Annotated in this window: 17 protein-coding genes and 1 tRNA gene; 2 read left to right on the plus strand and 16 right to left on the minus strand. The window is 40.9% G+C overall.

The features are described from left to right. Window positions 1-83: 83 nt before the first annotated feature. From F0475_RS07135 to F0475_RS07155, 5 genes are all read right to left on the minus strand, one after another. A complete protein-coding gene (locus F0475_RS07135; RefSeq protein ID WP_021584016.1) occupies window positions 84-995 on the minus strand; it encodes a toprim domain-containing protein in 912 nt (303 codons plus the stop codon). Window positions 996-1264: 269 nt separating this feature from the next. Then, window positions 1265-2455 carry a primase-helicase family protein gene (locus F0475_RS07140; protein ID WP_155716080.1) on the minus strand — a complete coding sequence of 397 codons (1191 nt, stop codon included), beginning with the start codon at window positions 2453-2455 and terminating at the stop codon, window positions 1265-1267. A 4-nt stretch (window positions 2456-2459) separates the two neighbouring features. After that, window positions 2460-2753: a helix-turn-helix domain-containing protein gene (locus F0475_RS07145; protein ID WP_021584074.1), complete on the minus strand. Its 294-nt coding sequence runs from the start codon at window positions 2751-2753 to the stop codon at window positions 2460-2462. A gap of 120 nt (window positions 2754-2873) precedes the next feature. After that, window positions 2874-3800, minus strand: coding sequence for a hypothetical protein (locus F0475_RS07150; RefSeq protein WP_155716081.1), 927 nt, complete (start codon window positions 3798-3800; stop codon window positions 2874-2876). Between the two features lie 235 nt (window positions 3801-4035). Then, window positions 4036-4120 (minus strand) — tRNA-Leu (locus F0475_RS07155). A gap of 194 nt (window positions 4121-4314) precedes the next feature. Here F0475_RS07155 and F0475_RS07160 point away from each other — a divergent pair. Beyond that, window positions 4315-5406 carry a mannose-1-phosphate guanylyltransferase gene (locus tag F0475_RS07160; RefSeq protein WP_009433874.1) on the plus strand — a complete coding sequence of 364 codons (1092 nt, stop codon included), beginning with the start codon at window positions 4315-4317 and terminating at the stop codon, window positions 5404-5406. 124 nt (window positions 5407-5530) lie between these two features. Here the strand turns inward: F0475_RS07160 and F0475_RS07165 are convergent, their stop codons facing one another. The 5 genes from F0475_RS07165 to F0475_RS07185 form a co-directional block, all read right to left on the minus strand. Further along, entirely contained in the window at window positions 5531-5932 is a 402-nt protein-coding gene (locus F0475_RS07165; RefSeq protein WP_009433882.1) for an HIT family protein, read from the minus strand. Between the two features lie 18 nt (window positions 5933-5950). Next, window positions 5951-6421, minus strand: coding sequence for a transcription elongation factor GreA (gene greA, locus F0475_RS07170; RefSeq protein WP_009434004.1), 471 nt, complete (start codon window positions 6419-6421; stop codon window positions 5951-5953). An 817-nt stretch (window positions 6422-7238) separates the two neighbouring features. Beyond that, entirely contained in the window at window positions 7239-7826 is a 588-nt protein-coding gene (gene pdxT, locus F0475_RS07175) for a pyridoxal 5'-phosphate synthase glutaminase subunit PdxT (protein ID WP_155716082.1), read from the minus strand. Continuing rightward, window positions 7823-8695: a pyridoxal 5'-phosphate synthase lyase subunit PdxS gene (gene pdxS / locus F0475_RS07180; RefSeq protein ID WP_009434012.1), complete on the minus strand. Its 873-nt coding sequence runs from the start codon at window positions 8693-8695 to the stop codon at window positions 7823-7825. The genes pdxT and pdxS overlap by 4 nt, the downstream gene beginning before the upstream one ends. Before the next feature lie 12 nt (window positions 8696-8707). Beyond that, complete coding sequence (locus tag F0475_RS07185; protein WP_199879800.1) at window positions 8708-9685, minus strand: hydroxymethylpyrimidine/phosphomethylpyrimidine kinase; 978 nt, start codon at window positions 9683-9685, stop codon at window positions 8708-8710. A gap of 276 nt (window positions 9686-9961) precedes the next feature. Here F0475_RS07185 and F0475_RS07190 point away from each other — a divergent pair, with 276 nt between their 5' ends. After that, window positions 9962-12427 (plus strand): TonB-dependent receptor, encoded by a 2466-nt coding sequence (locus tag F0475_RS07190; RefSeq protein WP_155716084.1) that lies wholly within the window; start codon window positions 9962-9964, stop codon window positions 12425-12427. 463 nt (window positions 12428-12890) lie between these two features. Here F0475_RS07190 and F0475_RS07195 read toward each other — a convergent pair whose 3' ends face one another. The 6 genes from F0475_RS07195 to F0475_RS07220 form a co-directional block, all read right to left on the minus strand. Further along, window positions 12891-14117 carry a clostripain-related cysteine peptidase gene (locus F0475_RS07195; protein WP_155716085.1) on the minus strand — a complete coding sequence of 409 codons (1227 nt, stop codon included), beginning with the start codon at window positions 14115-14117 and terminating at the stop codon, window positions 12891-12893. 172 nt (window positions 14118-14289) lie between these two features. Then, window positions 14290-15588: a tyrosine--tRNA ligase gene (gene tyrS / locus F0475_RS07200; protein ID WP_155716086.1), complete on the minus strand. Its 1299-nt coding sequence runs from the start codon at window positions 15586-15588 to the stop codon at window positions 14290-14292. Between the two features lie 142 nt (window positions 15589-15730). Next, window positions 15731-16027 carry a membrane protein insertion efficiency factor YidD gene (gene yidD / locus F0475_RS07205; RefSeq protein WP_155716087.1) on the minus strand — a complete coding sequence of 99 codons (297 nt, stop codon included), beginning with the start codon at window positions 16025-16027 and terminating at the stop codon, window positions 15731-15733. Next, window positions 16027-16461, minus strand: coding sequence for a ribonuclease P protein component (gene rnpA / locus F0475_RS07210; RefSeq protein WP_155716088.1), 435 nt, complete (start codon window positions 16459-16461; stop codon window positions 16027-16029). The genes yidD and rnpA overlap by 1 nt, the downstream gene beginning before the upstream one ends. A 60-nt stretch (window positions 16462-16521) precedes the next feature. Continuing rightward, window positions 16522-17277, minus strand: coding sequence for a uroporphyrinogen-III synthase (locus F0475_RS07215; protein ID WP_155716089.1), 756 nt, complete (start codon window positions 17275-17277; stop codon window positions 16522-16524). 6 nt (window positions 17278-17283) lie between these two features. Then, window positions 17284-18216: a DUF4271 domain-containing protein gene (locus F0475_RS07220; protein ID WP_155716090.1), complete on the minus strand. Its 933-nt coding sequence runs from the start codon at window positions 18214-18216 to the stop codon at window positions 17284-17286. Window positions 18217-18219 lie beyond the last annotated feature (3 nt).

Consider the following 18219-nt stretch of genomic DNA (forward strand, 5'->3'; position numbering starts at 1 on the left):
AGGAGGTGGAGCAAGTGGTTTTGGTATGCCCAAAACATAAACTTGCTCCTCGAAAAATAGATTATGCAAAGCAAATCCTACAATCATAGCTTAATCCCTTTAATTTTCTTATTTTCTGCTTTCTCTGAATGCTTGAATTCAGCACATAAATAGTCGTTTAGATCCTTGAAATCACTATACAAAGAAGATGAATCTAAGACAGAACTACCCAATTCTTTTGATAATTGCAGATAGGCATTTCTTCCAGCTTCGTCAGTATCCAAAAAGCACTGAACATTCTCATAGTGCGATAATGGTTCTAATGCCTTGTGGATATTTGACACAGAGTTGAGTACCAGATAATCTTGTCGTTTAAGTCCGTCATTCTCTTTTCTTCGGAGCGTCATAAATGACAGAAAGTCCATGAAGCCCTCAAAAAGAAAACATACCTTCTTCGGCTCTTCTGCATAAAAATGGCTGATGTCTTTTGGTGCAATGCAGCCTTTGAAGAACGGATTGCGTATTTCGTAACCACCTGCAATATTTGGAAAGCCAATACCAAAGTAATGTTTGCCCCTTGTATCAAAGTGCAGTTCTTTACATACTGTTCGTGCTATTTCAATGTCTATACATCTTTCCCCAAGATATTTGATAAGCGCAGGATGACTGATGGAAAGTACCTGAAGATTTTCAAAGGAGTTCTGCGGTGTGTTCGGCTTGGCTGTAGGCAGACTTACCGATACACAGCTTGGTGCATTACGCTCTATCTGGTGAATGAGATACGACACATCCGAAGAGTTGTAGAGCAATTCTGCAAGGTCAATGATGTTACCACCTCTGCTAATACCGAAATCGTACCATAGATTAAGTTCGGTGTTTACCTTAAATGATGCGTGCTTCTCCGTTCTAAGTGGTGATAGGTACATGAGGTTCACACCATACTGTTTTACGGGTTTGCAGTCTATTGTTGCAAGAAATTCCTGCAACTTTATCTTTTTTATTTGGTCAATATTCATAATTATATGGAAGTTAAAGTGATGATAAATTTGATGATTTGATGAATTTGATTTTATCTATATGGTAATCAGATAGTTGAAAACTCATCATCCCCCTCATCATATTACTCTTCAAAATGGAATTACTGACAAAAAGAAGAATACCATCCTTTTCTTTTTTCATCAGCAAAACATTCACGATGAGCAAAAGATGAGAATATAAACAACATGTACTGAATGTTTTATATAACTTATTCATCATTTCATCAAAATAATGGATATAAGATTGTTTATAAACTTTTGAGTTGCTTCTTGGTGATCGTATAAAACCTTCCTGTCCTTCGGATAGGAGAGTAATATAATGGAGCGTTGTAACTAAGTTGATACGTAGTATAGGTCAGCGTATTGGACACTGGTGTAAGCTTCCAGATGTCCTGTACTATTCTCCTTATCTGCCCCTTGTCATACTTGCATTGAGTATTACTTAAAAGAGGCATCATATCATTGATACAGAAAGAGACTTCCTCGACATTGTTTGTTTCCATGATGTCAAGACACAACTCTGACATTTCTAGTTCCAGCTTGTTTCTGTTATTACGGATAATGCGTTGCAAGGCTGGTGTAAAGGTCAGCTTGGGTGCAAACCACATACGGCTTTCCTTTTGGGTAGACAACGTGCGATGCTGGAGAAAATAAAGAAAGGCAGGTATCTCTGCTTTCAACTTCTGAAGAAAGTCAGTATCGTCACTTTCCAAACGATTTATCTTCCTAACCCAATATCGGGTTTCTCCCACGTCAATGATGACAGGGAGTAACTCGTTATTGGAACACAACACAAACTTGGCAAAGAAGGAGATTTCATCTCGGTCTTTACCCTTTGCTTCCACTTTATAGGAAAGTGTTGTACTAAGGTTTTTCAATCTTTCACTATCCTCCCTACGGTTAAGCAATACTTCGTCCACCACAATAAGTAGTTTACCTGCCCAATCAGCATTGAACTGACTGCGAAAATCCTCGTTAGTATTGAACGTTACATTGTTTTGGAAAACAGCTTTGAGAAAGTTAAGGAACGTACTCTTACCAGTATTGCGTTCTTCTGACACCATCAAAAGGATGGGGAGTTTTTGCACTGGCTGGAGATAGAGCAACTGTAAATAGTCCATGCCCAACTCGTATTGTTCCCCGAAGATATGCCTTATCAGGGATTCAATATGTGGAAACTCTCCTTCTTTTGGCTGGTGTCCTATCGGTTCGTAGAGATTCAGAAACTTGTCAACCACAGATTGATAGTTCACGTGGTTAGGAACAGTGCAGAAAGCATCGTACTTCGGGACTGTAGCAATGAAATCCTTTCCATAGTCCTGGCGTAGCGTTTCATTATTCCATATGATACGCTTCTTGACAAAACCACCATTGATGCGTGGCTGGTTCACAATCTTGTATAAGGTTGTGCCAACACGAATAAAATTCTCGTTTCCCATAGCCTTACTTCTGCATTAAAGGTTTGTTACCCATGATATATCTCTGTGCTTCTTGGGCTATTTGCGCAGAAGTCTTGATAGGATTTTGACGCAACCATGCTTCGAGTTCTGCTTTCTCAAAATAAAGCATCTTACCTTGTGGCTTATAATGAGGAATCAGATTGCCCGATGTGAGCTTGTAAAGATAACTCTTTGATAGATTGAGAAACTTGCTTGCTTCATCAAAGCTAAGCACATTTTTGTTTGTAAAGAGAAGTTGTTCGAGTTCGTAAACTCGTTCCTCTATGGTCTTTTCCATATTTTTTATTTGTTTGGTAAAACGATAGAGGGTGCGCACCCTCGTTGCTGTTAACGAGGGCAAAATTAGAAACGATAAAAGGAACTGGCATTGAGCAATGTTTGACGTATCAACCTATGCTCACTCTTTTTTCAGTTGTTTGATGTATTTATCTATGATTTCCCATCCTTTCGGCTGCTTCATGTTGATTTGATCTGTTGCAGTAGAAAGGTCAGTGCGTGTTAATGGTGTGTCTTTGGTTTTTCCCAAAATGAGTTTACTGCGTGCAATGGTAGACTGCCATTCATTAGTAACGTATCCCCGAAGGTTAAGACTTTGCATGAGATACGCAAGTAGTCGGTTATTGTTTGATTTTAGTACACCTTTCAGATTACAATCAAATAAATTTTTAGTAATCTTTGGTGAAACACTGGTCGTAAAAAGTTTAACTTCATTGATGCAATCAGTTAGTATTTCAATCTGTCCTTCCGAAAAATCAGATTTGAAAGGATTGATTTCATTGCCAACAATCACAGGTTTTTCTTTTAGCTGACTTGACTCGATGTCATCATAGACAATTGTAGAATGACGTTGAAAAGAATTCTTGATTTCGTTTAGTTCTATCTTTCCAATCTCACATTTTAGATAATTTGCATAGCGTTCATAAAGAATTGCATCAACGAGCGATGAAAACATCGGAAGTTCTTCATCGTAAAAAGTGTGATTCTCAACATACTTACTATAATCAAACGTAGCCAAATCAAAGCTAGAATACTTTCCCCTTTGCTCTTTATTCAATGAATCATAGAAAGTGCTATCCCATAAAAAATTATTTTCTTTATAAGATTCTTCTACGCACGAAAGGGCTGGGTACTTCATGTATATAGAGGATAGATTATCGGTAATTTGCAAAAACTCATTCTGCAACCTTTCTTTAAGAAGTATTAAGCCTATACATTCTTTCTTTCTCATGATGTTTCCAATAAGAATATTGAAAGTTTGCATAACGCAGTGGTCCACGAAACTTTGTATCTTGGTTAGTTGTATTTCAAGTTTATTATCTTCCATATAATTCTTTAATATAAGGTAAGTACATTTGCAAAGGTAACACATCACCAGCAGATAATAGCAATAATTGGAAGGAAACAGAATAAAAGGAAATGATTATCGTTAATTAAATCTAAATAAACTATGTAGAATATAGTCTTAGTACACGTTTCTTATACTTCTGCTATAAAGTACACTTTTAGTACATATTGAAAAAGCAAAATCCCTTGTAAATCAGCGATTTACAAGGGATTTGTGGTACCCAGACCCGGGCTCGAACCGGGATGGGTTGCCCCACTGGTGTTTGAGACCAGCGCGTCTACCTATTCCGCCATCTGGGCTTGGCTTGCTGTTTAAGAACAACGAGTGCAAAGGTAGATAGATTTTCTGAATGTGACAAATTTTTGAGTGATTATTTCAAGATAGGGGCATGATTAATTAGAGTTTAGGGTATTTAACACTGAAAGATTTGGTAGAATAAGATATAAAAGGTAACTTTGGAGAAAAGACATAAACAGGTTAGCTTAAACAAATTATGACTACGACACAGAACAACTATTGTGTAATACTAGCTGGAGGAAGGGGTCGTCGCCTATGGCCAAGCAGTCGGAACAATTATCCAAAACAGTTTATTGATTTCTTCGGTGTGGGTCGCACACAGCTTCAACAGACCTTCGATCGCTTCTCTCAGATTCTTCCAAAAGAGAATATATACATCAATACTAGCCGAGATTACCTTGACATCGTACGTGAACAACTCCCAGAAGTATCCCTTGACCACATCATGGCAGAACCTATACACCGTAATACGGCACCAAGTGTAGCATGGGCAGTGCACCGCATATCAATGTTTGATCCACGTGCAAACCTCATCGTATCTCCTTCCGATCAGAGTATCATCAATGAAGAAGCATTCCATCGTGATATCACCGAGGGCTTATTATTCATAGAGAAGAACGATGCCTTACTCACGATGGGAGTAAGTCCAACGCGCCCAGAACCAGGTTATGGATATATTCAGAAAGGCGTTTATACTGGTCAGAACGATATCTATAAGGTACAAGCCTTTACTGAGAAACCTGACAGAGAGTTTGCTAAAATGTTCATGACAACTAAGGAGTGGTATTGGAATACAGGCTTATTTCTTGCCAACATACACTATCTTTGGCAATGCTTTACGAACTTTCTTCCATCCGTCATACGCAGTGAGGAACAAACAAGAGAGATAATGAGTATTGAGGAAGAAGATGCCTTTATGCAAGAGAATTTCTCGCTTTATCCGAATATATCACTAGACTATGGTCTACTTGAGAAATCGAATAACACCTATGTAAAGAAGTGTCATTTCGGGTGGGCTGATATAGGTACGTGGCACGGAATCTATGAGACAATGAGCAAGAAGGAAGGCGATAACGTCATTATAGACTCCGATGTCATCTTAGAAAACTCAGCCAATAACGTTATCAAATTACCGAAAGACAAATTAGCTGTCATCAATGGACTCGATGGTTATATAGTAGCTGAAAAGGACAACGTATTATTTATCTGCAAGAAAGAAGACTCCTCTGCACTTGTGAGGAAATATGTCAATGAAGTACAGATGATTAAAGGAGACAAATTTATCTAACCTCTCTCTCCTATCCATCTCATATTCCGTCTGACAATACGTAACACCAATTATAAAACAAGAACGAGGACATATACCTTATTATATATGTCCTCGTTTTTGTTATCTACTAACAAACAAGACTCTATTTGTCTAACTCCTGGAACGCTTTAAATATCTTTGCAGCTATTTCCTGTTGCTCTTCAGCCTCAACTTTTACATGATGTTTGAAATCAACATCAGCCTCACTATTCATTGGCAATAGGTGGATATGAGCGTGATTAACTTCTAACCCCAACACAACTTGTGCCACCTTCTTACAAGGAAAGACCTCCTTTATGGCACGGGCAACCTTTTTTGCAAAGACTTCAAAGGCTGCCAAATCCTCATCACTCATATCGAAGATATAATCAATCTCCTTACGAGGAACCACCAAAGTGTGCCCCTTCGTTACAGGATCAATATCCAAGAAAGCATAGAACTGATCATTCTCTGCACATTTGTAACTAGGGATCTCACCTGCTGCTATTTTACTAAATATTGTCATAAAAAGCCTCCTTACCGACTAAACATCAATTGAAATCTTATCTATACGCAACTTGATTGTTCCGCGAGGAATTGTTATCTCAACCTCATCCCCTACCTTCTTATTCAACAAGCCCTGCGCAATAGGTGTCTTTATTGATATCTTGTTTTGCTTTAAGTTAGCCTCCGTTTCACTTACGATAGTGTACTTCATCTTAGCCTTAGTCTTAACATTTGTCATCTCAACTGTGGACATAATCTGTACAGCCTCAGTGCTTAAACGTGACACATCAACGATCTTTGCTTGCGCAACTGTCATCTTCATCTCTGCAATACGAGCCTCTAAGTGGCGCTGAGCCTCCTTTGCTGCATCGTATTCAGAGTTCTCACTCAAGTCACCCTTATCAGCAGCTTCAGCAATAGCAGCCGATGCCTTAGGGCGTTCAACAGACTCTAAATACTGCAAATCGGCTACGAGTTTATCGTAACCTTCCTGTGACATATAAGCCATAATATCTCTTTTTAAATAATTAATACGTTTTTCAATAGACATAAAAAACATAGAATTCCAACATAACTTACCAATGTCGGAATCCCATATCCTCAAATGTCTTAATCTTTATATTCTGCTGCAAAGATAACTCTTAAATATGAGATAGCAAAGTTTTAGAGGTTAAAAATACTTTTAAAAACAAATCTCTATATTGCTGCCAACCAATGATTACTATTAATCTAATACATTTGTAGGTACAAAAGAGGAGTCTTTATTACAATTTGAAGATATATAATAAATTTCGCTTGATATATATCAATAAATCAAACAAGACGTAAAAAAGACAATAAAAAACTTGCATGTATAAAGAATACTACCTATCTTTGCATCGTGTTTTTCATAGTATTAGATTTAAGGTTAACAAAGGTTGGACTACAGCGGTAGTCCTTTTTTTATGTCCTTAAGTCTCATCTAGCCAAGAAATAGAGACTAATACGCTTATAATTAGGAGTGTTGCGGCACATAAACAAGGACTTTTACCCATACTGATTGAGTCTTTATCTTGTCTTGTAAGAAGCATATCTCAATCATACAAACGAGTATCTAAGACAGATATTATTACTTTTTAAATTAGAGGGAACGCCCTTCTCCATTCAAAAAGAGCGTTTTCTTGACGTGAGAAGAGGCTCTCTTCTTATGAAAGAAAGCCTCTCTTTATCAATAGACCAACAATACATGAATCAGAAACAACAGCTTATACAAAACAAAAATGCTTCGAACCCCACTTTATATGTGGGTTCGAAGCATCATTATTAATCATCTTAAGAAACGCTATTTATCTATTACGAATCATGTTCAAGAAGTATTCATGCACGTGTGTATCTGCATCTAATTCAGGGTGAAAAGCTGTCACCAGCTGGTTACCTTGTCGTGCAGCTACAATCCTATCATCCACCTTTGCCAATACTTCCACAGCCTCTGTAGCATCTTTTATATAAGGAGCTCGAATAAAGGTCATCGGTATCTGACCTTCAATCCCCACAAATGTAGACTCCACTCTAAAGCTACCTAGCTGCCTTCCATAGGCATTGCGTGCTGTAGTTATTTGCATTGTACCCAATCGAGGAGGTGCAGGAGCAGTTTCACTATTGCCCTCCACGTCACGAGAAAGGAGTATCAAGCCCGCACAAGTACCAAAGACTGGTAAGCCATTCTCTATTTCTTCACGAATAGGCAACAATAAACCTAATTCATCCAAGAGCTTTCCTTGCGTCGTACTCTCGCCTCCTGGGATAATCAAAGCATCTTTCTCCTGTAACCAATCCTGCTTTTGACGCACTTCAAAGCAGTCTACTCCTAGCCTGCGGAGTATCATCTCATGTTCAAGGAACGCCCCTTGCAGAGCGAGAACAGCTATTTTCATTGTCCACGTTCAGCCATGAGCACCTCTATCTCATGCTCGTTGATACCCACCATAGCCTCACCTAAGTCTTCAGATAACGCTGCCAAAGCCTTCGGATCATTATAGTTTGTAACGGCTTTCACTATGGCTGCGGCACGCTTAGCAGGGTCTCCACTCTTAAAGATACCCGACCCTACGAATACACCTTCAGCACCCAGTTGCATCATCAAAGCGGCATCGGCAGGTGTTGCCACACCACCAGCTGCGAAGTTAACCACTGGTAGTTTGCCATGCTCATGCACGTATTTCACCAAGTCATAAGGCACCTGCAACTGCTTAGCAGCCTCATATAACTCATCCTCACGCTTGCTTACCAGTTCACGAATCTGGCTCTGCATCAGTCTCATGTGGCTCACTGCTTGCACCACATCACCCGTTCCAGGCTCCCCTTTCGTTCGAATCATTGTAGCGCCTTCAGCGATTCGGCGCAATGCTTCTCCTAAGTTACGAGCACCGCAGACAAATGGTACATCAAACTGGTTCTTATCGATATGATAGATGTTATCAGCAGGTGACAACACCTCACTCTCATCGATATAATCAATCTCAATTGCTTGCAGGATCTGAGCTTCAGCAATGTGTCCAATGCGGCACTTAGCCATCACAGGGATAGTAACTGCTTGCTGAATACCCTTGATCATCTTAGGGTCACTCATACGTGAAACACCGCCTGCTGCACGAATGTCAGCAGGTATTCGCTCTAAAGCCATTACTGCACAAGCACCCGCAGCTTCGGCTATTCGCGCCTGTTCAGGTGTAGTTACATCCATGATAACACCGCCCTTTAACATCTGAGCGAGATTACGATTTAATTCTTGTCTATTAGTCATATTGATTTGATATTAATGTTTTCTCCATTCCGTCGGAGCCTGTCCCATCTGCTTCTTAAAGAACTTTGAGAACTGAGCTTGCGAACTAAAGCCAAAGTCATAGGCTATTTCTTGGATAGTTGATTGCGTTGTACGCAACTGACAGGACAATGCCTCTGCCAGCGTGTGATCGATGATACTCTTCGGCGACTTGCCTGATATGCGATGAGCCACTTGTGAGAGATAACGTGGCGAAACGTTCAGGCAGTCTGCATAAAAGGCTACATCACGGTTCGTTCGATTGTGCTTCTGTACTGCTTCTAAGAACTCGTTGTACAACTGACTACTGCGTCCACTTAGGTCGCTCTTGCGTGCAACGAGCGTTCGGATGTATTCCTTCGCATGCTTTATAGCATCTTCCATCGTTTCATCTTGGCTTAGATAAACCGCAAGAGCTGATGAGAAACTATTTGAAAGACCATGCTGTAACACTTCATCCAGCACTAATGAGCGTACACCTTGCTTATTTGCACTTATCGAAGCTGTCGTTTCAGAATCCTGTAATGAGGTACAATTAAAAATGCGTTCGGCATCACTTTCACGCAGTATGACCACAGAACAAAGGGGCAATAAGCGGTGACGAATCTGCATAATAACGTCATCTGTCATCAGTCGGTCACCATTGCTTGCCGTCACAATGGGGTCATAAATAATGTGATGAGGTCTATATTTCGATAGAGCTTCTACAATAACAGCAAGCGTATCGGTCGTTCTTATCATTCCAATCTTTACCGTATCGGGTTGCATATCATTGATGATTGCTTCAATCTGACCCTTTACAATATCAGCAGGAAGATCATAGAAAGCCTGAATACCCACAGTATTCTGCACCGTAATTGACGTGACGGCAGACACGGCATAACCACCCAATGCGGCTATCGTTCTGATGTCAGCTTGCACACCAGAGCCTCCCGTACTATCCGAACCAGTTATTGTGAGTATTGTCTTCAATGGTCTTTTAATTATATTTTGACTACAAAGTAAAGAGAAAATATCCATTCCTGCAAGACTTGTTCCTATATTGACAAGAAAAACTAAAGTTATGACCTCTTTTGTTACTCATACCTCTTATTATTATAGCACACTATCGAATGAGACTAAAAGGATCTAGGAACTATTAGGGAGGTAATGGTTGATAACAATAGAGAAGAATACCTACAAACAGGTATTGCGTCGTTAACAATAAACAACTAAATTTGTCGCAGATTTACAAACTCATATACTATAATGAATAAAATCTTAATGTTTTTGATTGCTTTGATGTGTTCGCTCGCATCAATGGCACAAGGAACCGATGCCATGTTATTCGGTGACGTAAAGGCAAAAGAGGGTGGACAACATCTTCCACATGCCACAATCAGAGTGAAAGGTACAAACCTTAAGACTCAATGTGATGGTACAGGACACTTCAAACTAAGTAACTTACCACTCGGAAAACAAACTATCATCGCCACACTGGATGGTTATCAATCCCAGGAGAAGGAGGTAGTAATGACCGAGAACAAAGGTACTGATGTTTATTTCGAGCTTGAGAAAGACCCATTGGAACTTAGTCAAGTGGTGGTAACAGGTACTCGCACAAGTCATTTTATTAAGGATGTGCCTATCAGAACAGAAGTTCTTACATCTCAAGCTCTCACTAAGAAGAACGCACAAAACCTCTATGAAGCTCTAGAAGGTGTACCAGGCATCCGCGTAGAACAGCAATGTCAGTTCTGTAACTTCTCTGAGGTACGTATGCAAGGGCTTGGTGCAGAGCATACACAGGTGCTTATTGATGGTGAACCAATATACTCTGGACTTGCAGGAGTATATGGTCTTCAGCAGATGGGAACGAATGATATTGACCGACTTGAGGTTGTAAAGGGCGCAGGCTCTGCCTTGTATGGAAGTAGTGCAGTAGCTGGTGCCATCAATATCATCTCTAAGGAACCAACCTTCGAGCCTACCATCAATGGTGATATACAATTCGGTAACTATGGCTTTAAGGGCTATAAAGGCTCTGGCTCTATGCGTTACAACAACATTGGTATCAGTGTCTTTGCACAAAGAGCAGAGATGGATGCCATCGACGAGACGCAAGACGGGCTTACTCGTAAGGAGGTGAAACATAAGGATGGGGTATCTGATCGTGTAAACGAAACGATGAATAACCTTGGTTTCAACCTCTACTTCTATCAGCCATTTGCAAAGAATGATAAGCTTGTGTTGCGTGGTAAGGCCATAGACGAGCATCGATTCGGTGGAGTTATGACCAATAATCAATATTTGAACCCCTATACTGATCAGACAGAGGACATCCGCACGAATCGACTCTCTGCTGATTTGACTTATAACCTACCACTGGGTGCGCATTCAGAGTTGAATCTTTCAACCGCATACGTATACCACAAGCGCAATGCAACGAATGATACTTTCCTCCATGACTACATGGATTCGCACAAAGATCCAGCACATCCAGATGAGGACGGAGCTACGCCTCCTGTAGAGATGATGCGCCCTTACATTGCTAAGGAGCACACGGTAACTCCTTCACTCACCTTCACTTCTATCTTAGATAAGCATACATTACTTGCAGGAGTGCAGGCTTACTTCACTCGCTTACGTGAAACTGGACTATATGTTATCTCTGCTGAGGACGAAAAAGCAAGTCCTGATTATGGCGTACCATACACCTCTATCGGTAAGAAGCACGCTAACGAGGTTGGTTTCTTTATACAGGATGAATGGAACGTAACACCTAAGTTGACCGTTGTTCCTGGTATTCGCCTCGACTCTCACAGCTCTGGTGAAGAATATTCTACCAGTGTGAAGGTATCAGATAGCGCATTCCCGTCAACGAAGTTCAGCAAGACTACCATCAATCCACGCATTGCCGTGAAGTATGAAGTTACCCCATCGCTCATCCTTCGTGCGAATATTGGAACTGGATTCCGTGCTCCTTATGGCTTCTCGGAGGATCTCCACTTATGCAGTGGTTCACCACGTGTATGGAAGTCATCTAACTTGAAAGGCGAACGTGCCATCAGTTATAATCTTTCGGCAGACTATTATAGCAAGCAGTATCAGTTCAGTATAAATCTATTCCGCACCAACCTAAAGGATAAGATACAATTCTCTCCAGCCGACGATGAGGTTAAGAAGTTTGGATACTCGTATCAATGGGAGAATGTAGATGATGCTTACGTACAGGGAGTAGAGCTTGGTGCAAAGGCAAGTATCGCTAGTAACCTCACAGCAGGCGTCAACTGGACATTCAATCAAGGTAAGTTTAAGCACGAACGTGCTGAGTGGTCTGACCCTAATGATGAGTCAGTAAAGGAGTTCCCACAGCGTCTTAAATACGCTAAAGAGAGTCGCAACATCTCTCGTTTCCCTGGTATGACAGGCGACTTCGATATCGACTACACTCCTGGCACATGGACTTTCTCTCTCACAGGATCATTACAAGGTAGTATGTACATCGACTATAACTCTGAAGATGCAGGTCAGAACTCTAAGATCAAGAAGACTTCTACGTTCATGCTATTCAACTGTCGTGCTTCAAAACGCTTAGGAATGTGTACCATCTATGCTGGTGCTAAGAACATCTTTAGCTATATCCAAGATGAGAAACACACGGATGATGCCGCCTTCATGTACGCCCCTGTCTATGGTGCAACATGGTACGTCGGTCTCAGTGTGAAGCTATAACTCTCTGATCATTTATATAGTAAGAGTCGTATTGTCTGGTTGACAATGCGGCTCTTTTTTGTCGTTATTACATACGTGTAATATCCATCAAGACATTCCACTTTATGGGAGTAAGCTAACTAATTCAAGCCTTGAGACTGTGTGTTTCATAGCTTGAGACTGTGTGTTTCAGAGCCTGAGACTGTGTGTTTCAGAGTTTGAGACTGTGTGTTTCAGAGCCTGAGACTGTGTGTTTCAGAGCCTGAAACTCTATGTCTCAAAACCTGAAACAATAAGTGTCATGGTTTGAATCCAATTTGAATAGGTGCATAAAAAGACATAAGACGCATGAGAAAGGAAACAAGGGAGAAATAATGCGGAAATGTATTAGACAAAGAGTGCGAACAGAATTCAAAAGGATTTAAATAAGAACAACTCCCCCTCCGAACGGAGAAGGAGCGTTTAATGAGTATGCCTTAAAGTATTAATGCGTTGCCCGATAATAGGGTGAAACAGCGAAAGCATTCGAGGCTTGCGTGTTCATAGAAGGGTCGGAAATGGTGATACCAGAATAGGTGGTGATGGGATATATAACACCATTTCTATCGACGACTGCCGATAGATAGGACGGTGTATGCCGTTTGTAAGGGACAAGCAGATTGAGCTGATTGCGGAATTGAGATAGAAGGATAGGCTCGTTAACTGCCCTCTTCTCAACATAATCTCCCATATCGAAGAAGATAGAAGGATTATATCCATCCATCGTTTGAATATTAGTGACTGGCACCGAGACAAGGTTTGTTGAATGGTTTATTTGTCGCATGATATTCACCATGCCTTCAGCTTGGGAGCAGTCGATAACACTGATTGTTCCGTATGGACTTGAGTAGCTGCTATAGAAGTTATAGAACTCATCTACTACATTCTGATAGCTTGGATTACTCTTAGTAAGCTCATTCCACAGCTGTTCATAAGGCATACCATGCGCCATAATCTCCGTTGGGCAACCAATAAGATAATGCGCACTATGTCGCAACTCGTAGGCTACCTCTATCGTCGACATATAACAATCATCAAAGAGGATATACTGCATTTTACCTATGCCCGATTGTGCAATACCTCGATCTAAGATAGAAATATCTGTCTTGTAGGTATCACCACCAAACCAGCGGGTTAAAGGTTTTGATTCTACATCACGCCATCTTTTCTGTAAAGTATTCGAGACACTAGTACGTGTACCTGCATAAGAAGGAATCCATCCCATACCATGGCAACCCACTATCATGGAGTAATTGCGTGCTGGAGCATAGGCCTTTACACGGGTGAGAAGACTACTTATCCAGCGAGATGTATTCAGTTGCTGGTTGGGCTGCGTGTTATCAAACTTCGCCAATGTATCATCTACGCATTGACCACTTTGATACTTTACATTGATCAATGCGCCCTTCTCTGGAGCTTCGGATATAAATACAACCAATCGTTTATTGCCTAATCCGCCCTCGTTCACTATGGCTTGCTTCATGTCCTGCAGGTTGCCTTGGAAGAAGTTATACAGACTTCCAGGGTCGCCCGACCATGGCATATAAACGATGATGGTATTATCTACTTCATTTGCATTACCATTCGTATTTGGATCTGGTAATGGATCATCAGTACAAGAAGACAATGCAATGACTGTAATCAGCTGTAGGAAAAAGAGAAACTTCTTCATTCTATGCATATTAAAACTCGATTGGATACATCAAAATAGTAATCTTTACTTATAAGAGGAAACGTTATCTACAACGTCATTATCCCTTTCTTTTTATAAAGGGAAAGCCTTGCAACATCACAAGAGATGTGGTAAGGCTTTCCATAGTCGTATTGGGAGTAAGTCGAATGACTTACTTTACAATAATCAAAGAGTAATTCTTCTTACCTTTCTGGACGAGAAGATATTTCCCATCGATGAGATCTTCGACTGTTACAGGCTGATCGAAAGCTGCGAGCTTCTCCTTATTCAAGGATACACCACCGCCCTTCACGAGCTTGCGCATCTCACTCTTACTAGGAAAGATCTGCATACCTTCCTGATTGAATATATCAACTGCTGGCTGCCCAAGAACGTCCTTTGACACCTCATAGTGTGGTACATCCTTAAAGACATCAGCGAAGGTCTGCTCATCTAACTGCAATAGATTCTCTTTCGTACTCTTACCGAATAAAATGTTAGAAGCGGCGATAGCCATATCTAGGTCCTCTTGCGAGTGAACCATACGAGTAACTTCTTCAGCTAAGCGACGCTGCAATGTGCGGCGACCAGGGTCTTGACGATGCTCTTCGATAAGCCCATCTATAACATCTTTCTCAAGTGATGTGAAGATCTTAATGTACTTCTCAGCATCATCATCGCTCACATTCAACCAGAACTGATAGAATGCGTATGGTGTTGTGCGGTTGCGATCGAGCCAGATGTTACCACTCTCTGTCTTACCAAACTTCTTTCCGTCAGCCTTAGTAATTAGAGGACAAGTAAGGCAATAAGCCTCAGCCTCACTACCAAGAGTACGACGAATAAGCTCGGTACCAGTGGTCATATTACCCCATTGGTCATTACCACCAAGCTGCAACTTAACACCGAATTTCTCATATTGATATAAGAAGTCGTAACCCTGCAAGAGCTGATAAGTAAACTCTGTAAAGCTTAGTCCATCACGAGCCTCACCATTGAGACGCTTCTGAACACTGTCTTTAGCCATCATATAGTTGACCGTGATGTGCTTACCCACTACACGAGCAAAGTCCAAGAAGGTGAAGTCCTTCATCCAATCATAGTTATTCACCATCTCGGCCTTATTGGCTTCGTTTCCATCAAAGTCTAGGAACTTACTAACCTGCTTCTTGATAGCCTCTTGGTTATGATATAGTGTTTCTGCATCTAGGAGATTACGCTCCTGGCTCTTACCAGATGGATCACCAATCATGCCCGTAGCACCTCCTACAAGTAGATAAGGCTTATGTCCACAACGCTGCAAATGGCGTAGCATCATAATACCACACAAGTGCCCAATATGCAATGAGTCTGCAGTTGGGTCTGTACCTAAGTATGCTGAGACCATCTCTTTCTGGAGTAATTCCTCTGTACCTGGCATTATTTGAGCCAGCATACCACGCCAACGGAGTTCTTCAACAAAGTTCTTCATCTATATTCTTTATTTATGAAAAGGGTAAAAGACATAGGGTGATTAGAAACCAGCCAATGCTTCAGATCCCTTATCCTATATTGATTTTCTATAATTATTACGTATCGGCAGCCTTATTATTGTACCTTAGTAGTTCTCTTTCTTACGGCACAGGGTCATATCCACTGCCACCCCAAGGATTACATCTCAGTATTCTCCAAATTGCAAGAGCAAGCCCTTTGAAAGGTCCATGCTTCATTATTGCTTGTCTGGCATACTCTGAACAGGTAGGTGTAAAGCGACAAGAAGGAGGTGTGAAAGGTGATATAAACTGGCGATAGAACAATATCGGGAGTATTAATAACCACGACAAGCCACGTGACAGAAAGCTTAGAACCTTCTTAAAAGGATTCTTGTATTGCCTATCCTGCTGTATTCTATCGTCTTCAAGTTCTTTCATTAGATACGTTCTCCTATACGATGAAGTAAGTTCTCCACTCTTTCTTCAACAGTAACAGAACTTGTCAACTCATTAGAAAGCCAAATAAAGGCTATGAGTAATCGCTTATTGGTCATCTCCGCCATACGTGGGAAGAGTAACTGCTTATGCTTACGATAAGCCTCACGCACCTGCCGCTTCACTCGATTACGCTTCACAGCACGTTTGAAATGCTTCTTAGGAACACTGATTAAAACCTGCACATCCACCATAGAGGACACATTCTCTATATGCGTATCTACGTTCCTTGCCTCCGTTCCATCAGTCAGTCGGTATACAGCTTTCAATGGGAAAGACGTCATAGCATGGCTACCACCTGTACCAAAGAGCGTATCTATAAGCTTCTTACTACACAATCGCTCTTCTTTCCTCAGTCTTTCTCCCTGCTTCTCCATACTACTCTGTTACGGATTCCAGCTCTATTCCCATTCAAAACATGAGAAAAGAACCATCTATTACTTGCTCATCTTTTGCTTTTCCAAGAAGTCCCTCAAAGCTCCAGTCATAGAGGTGTACTGCTTAGAAGGAGCCTGTAAGTCTAATCTCAAGCCCTGCGCTTCAACCTCCTTAGCCGTTGCAGGGCCAAAAGCAGCTACCTTTATATCACCTTGCTTAAAGTCTGGTATATTCTCTTTCAATGCCTTTACACCCGTAGGACTAAAGAAGATGAGCATGTCATAGTCGAAGTTCTTCACCTCTTCGTCCGTCAGTCCGTTGCTGACCGTACGATACATTACACACTCCTTATGCTTTAGCTTGTTAGCATCTAACAACTCCGAAATAGAATCTGTATGTACAGAACTTTGCGGAACAAGGTATTTCTCGCCTTTATGCTTCAGCATTGTTGGAATCAAACTATCAATCTTTCCAGTAGTTCCAAAGAACACCTTACGCTTACGATACTGCACATACTTCTGGATATAGAGTGCGATTGTCTCGATAACACAGAAGTACTTCATGTCTTCTGGTATGGTTATGCGCATTTCCTTGGCTAGATTAAAGAAGTTATCAACAGCATGTCTCGATGTAAAAACTACTGCTGTATAATCTAACAGATTAATCTTCTGCTGACGGAACTCCTTCGCTGTGAGTCCTTCAACCTTAAAGAAAGGTCTGAAAACAAGCTCCACTCCCAAGTCCGTTGCTATATCGTAATAAGGCGACTTATCGCTTGACGGCTTCGGTTGTGAGACCAAGATCTTATTTATCATTGTGTCCTAAAAGTTTATAATCAAATAGTTATCTGTAATTACTAACATTCCCCATAATACCATCATCGGTATCATTTCGAGTGCACAAAAGTACAAAATTATTTGCAGACTGACAGCTATTCTCTTGAAAAAGATGGTATAACTCTTATAAAGAGTAAGCATTTTAACGAATAAAACAACAATTAGCGCATAAACGAATGCTGCTTGTAACGACAAGGAGAAATATATCTGCAACAGGACTAAAGGGAATAGCAACACCCCCTCAAGAGATGAGAGAAAGAGCCAAGTACGCCCCCATTGTCCATTACTTTTACTATCAAAGAACACCCAGTTTACGAGTTTATAAAGCAGATTCTTTATAAAGAAATACCCCATAAAGACGCCAAAAAAGCATCCAATAACACTCAATTGTGAATCTGTCTGAAGCCCTCCATGACCGCTCCCATGCGCAAAGAAATAATAGAGAATACTAAAAAGTAGCGATGTCTGGACTATCAAGAAGATCTGAAACCGAACTTCATACGCTGTTTCAGTGACCACATCTTTACTTCTAGCAACATGAAAGAAACTCTTTATCTGCTTCTCTATGAAATTGCGAGAGACCGAGAATGCAATCATCGCCATCACAAAACAACCTAGAAGTAAGGCTGTCACTGTATTGTCATTACTAACAGCATAGGGCGATGGAACGCCCTGCACACCATCTGCATGTGCGTTTCCACGCCCTAGTTTAAAGTATTTATTACCTTTAAAATAACCCTCTTCTGCAAAATGAATATCCGTCAGCTGAAACGTTTTCTGCTTCTTTGGGTACAATAAACCCAGCGAGTCAACCTCTTGACTCGCCTTAGCCACAGTATCAGTCTTCGCTTTCTTCGTTGCAGCCAAAGTCGACTTCAACAGCAAAGAAGGACGAGTTATAGAATCAGTTGTCGGCATCTG

Source organism: Prevotella vespertina (assembly GCF_009728485.1).
Lineage (GTDB): Bacteria > Bacteroidota > Bacteroidia > Bacteroidales > Bacteroidaceae > Prevotella > Prevotella vespertina.

Coding starts and splice junctions, on each gene's coding strand:
- pdxS (WP_009434012.1), bottom strand. CDS start 8,695: ATGACTAATAGACAAGAATTAAATCGTAATCTCGCTCAGATGTTAAAG.
- F0475_RS07160 (WP_009433874.1), top strand. CDS start 4,315: ATGACTACGACACAGAACAACTATTGTGTAATACTAGCTGGAGGAAGG.
- F0475_RS07165 (WP_009433882.1), bottom strand. CDS start 5,932: ATGACAATATTTAGTAAAATAGCAGCAGGTGAGATCCCTAGTTACAAA.
- greA (WP_009434004.1), bottom strand. CDS start 6,421: ATGGCTTATATGTCACAGGAAGGTTACGATAAACTCGTAGCCGATTTG.
- tyrS (WP_155716086.1), bottom strand. CDS start 15,588: ATGAAGAACTTTGTTGAAGAACTCCGTTGGCGTGGTATGCTGGCTCAA.
- F0475_RS07135 (WP_021584016.1), bottom strand. CDS start 995: ATGAATATTGACCAAATAAAAAAGATAAAGTTGCAGGAATTTCTTGCA.
- rnpA (WP_155716088.1), bottom strand. CDS start 16,461: ATGGAGAAGCAGGGAGAAAGACTGAGGAAAGAAGAGCGATTGTGTAGT.
- F0475_RS07215 (WP_155716089.1), bottom strand. CDS start 17,277: ATGATAAATAAGATCTTGGTCTCACAACCGAAGCCGTCAAGCGATAAG.
- F0475_RS07150 (WP_155716081.1), bottom strand. CDS start 3,800: ATGGAAGATAATAAACTTGAAATACAACTAACCAAGATACAAAGTTTC.
- yidD (WP_155716087.1), bottom strand. CDS start 16,027: ATGAAAGAACTTGAAGACGATAGAATACAGCAGGATAGGCAATACAAG.
- F0475_RS07140 (WP_155716080.1), bottom strand. CDS start 2,455: ATGGGAAACGAGAATTTTATTCGTGTTGGCACAACCTTATACAAGATT.
- F0475_RS07220 (WP_155716090.1), bottom strand. CDS start 18,216: ATGCCGACAACTGATTCTATAACTCGTCCTTCTTTGCTGTTGAAGTCG.
- F0475_RS07190 (WP_155716084.1), top strand. CDS start 9,962: ATGAATAAAATCTTAATGTTTTTGATTGCTTTGATGTGTTCGCTCGCA.
- pdxT (WP_155716082.1), bottom strand. CDS start 7,826: ATGAAAATAGCTGTTCTCGCTCTGCAAGGGGCGTTCCTTGAACATGAG.
- F0475_RS07195 (WP_155716085.1), bottom strand. CDS start 14,117: ATGAAGAAGTTTCTCTTTTTCCTACAGCTGATTACAGTCATTGCATTG.
- F0475_RS07145 (WP_021584074.1), bottom strand. CDS start 2,753: ATGGAAAAGACCATAGAGGAACGAGTTTACGAACTCGAACAACTTCTC.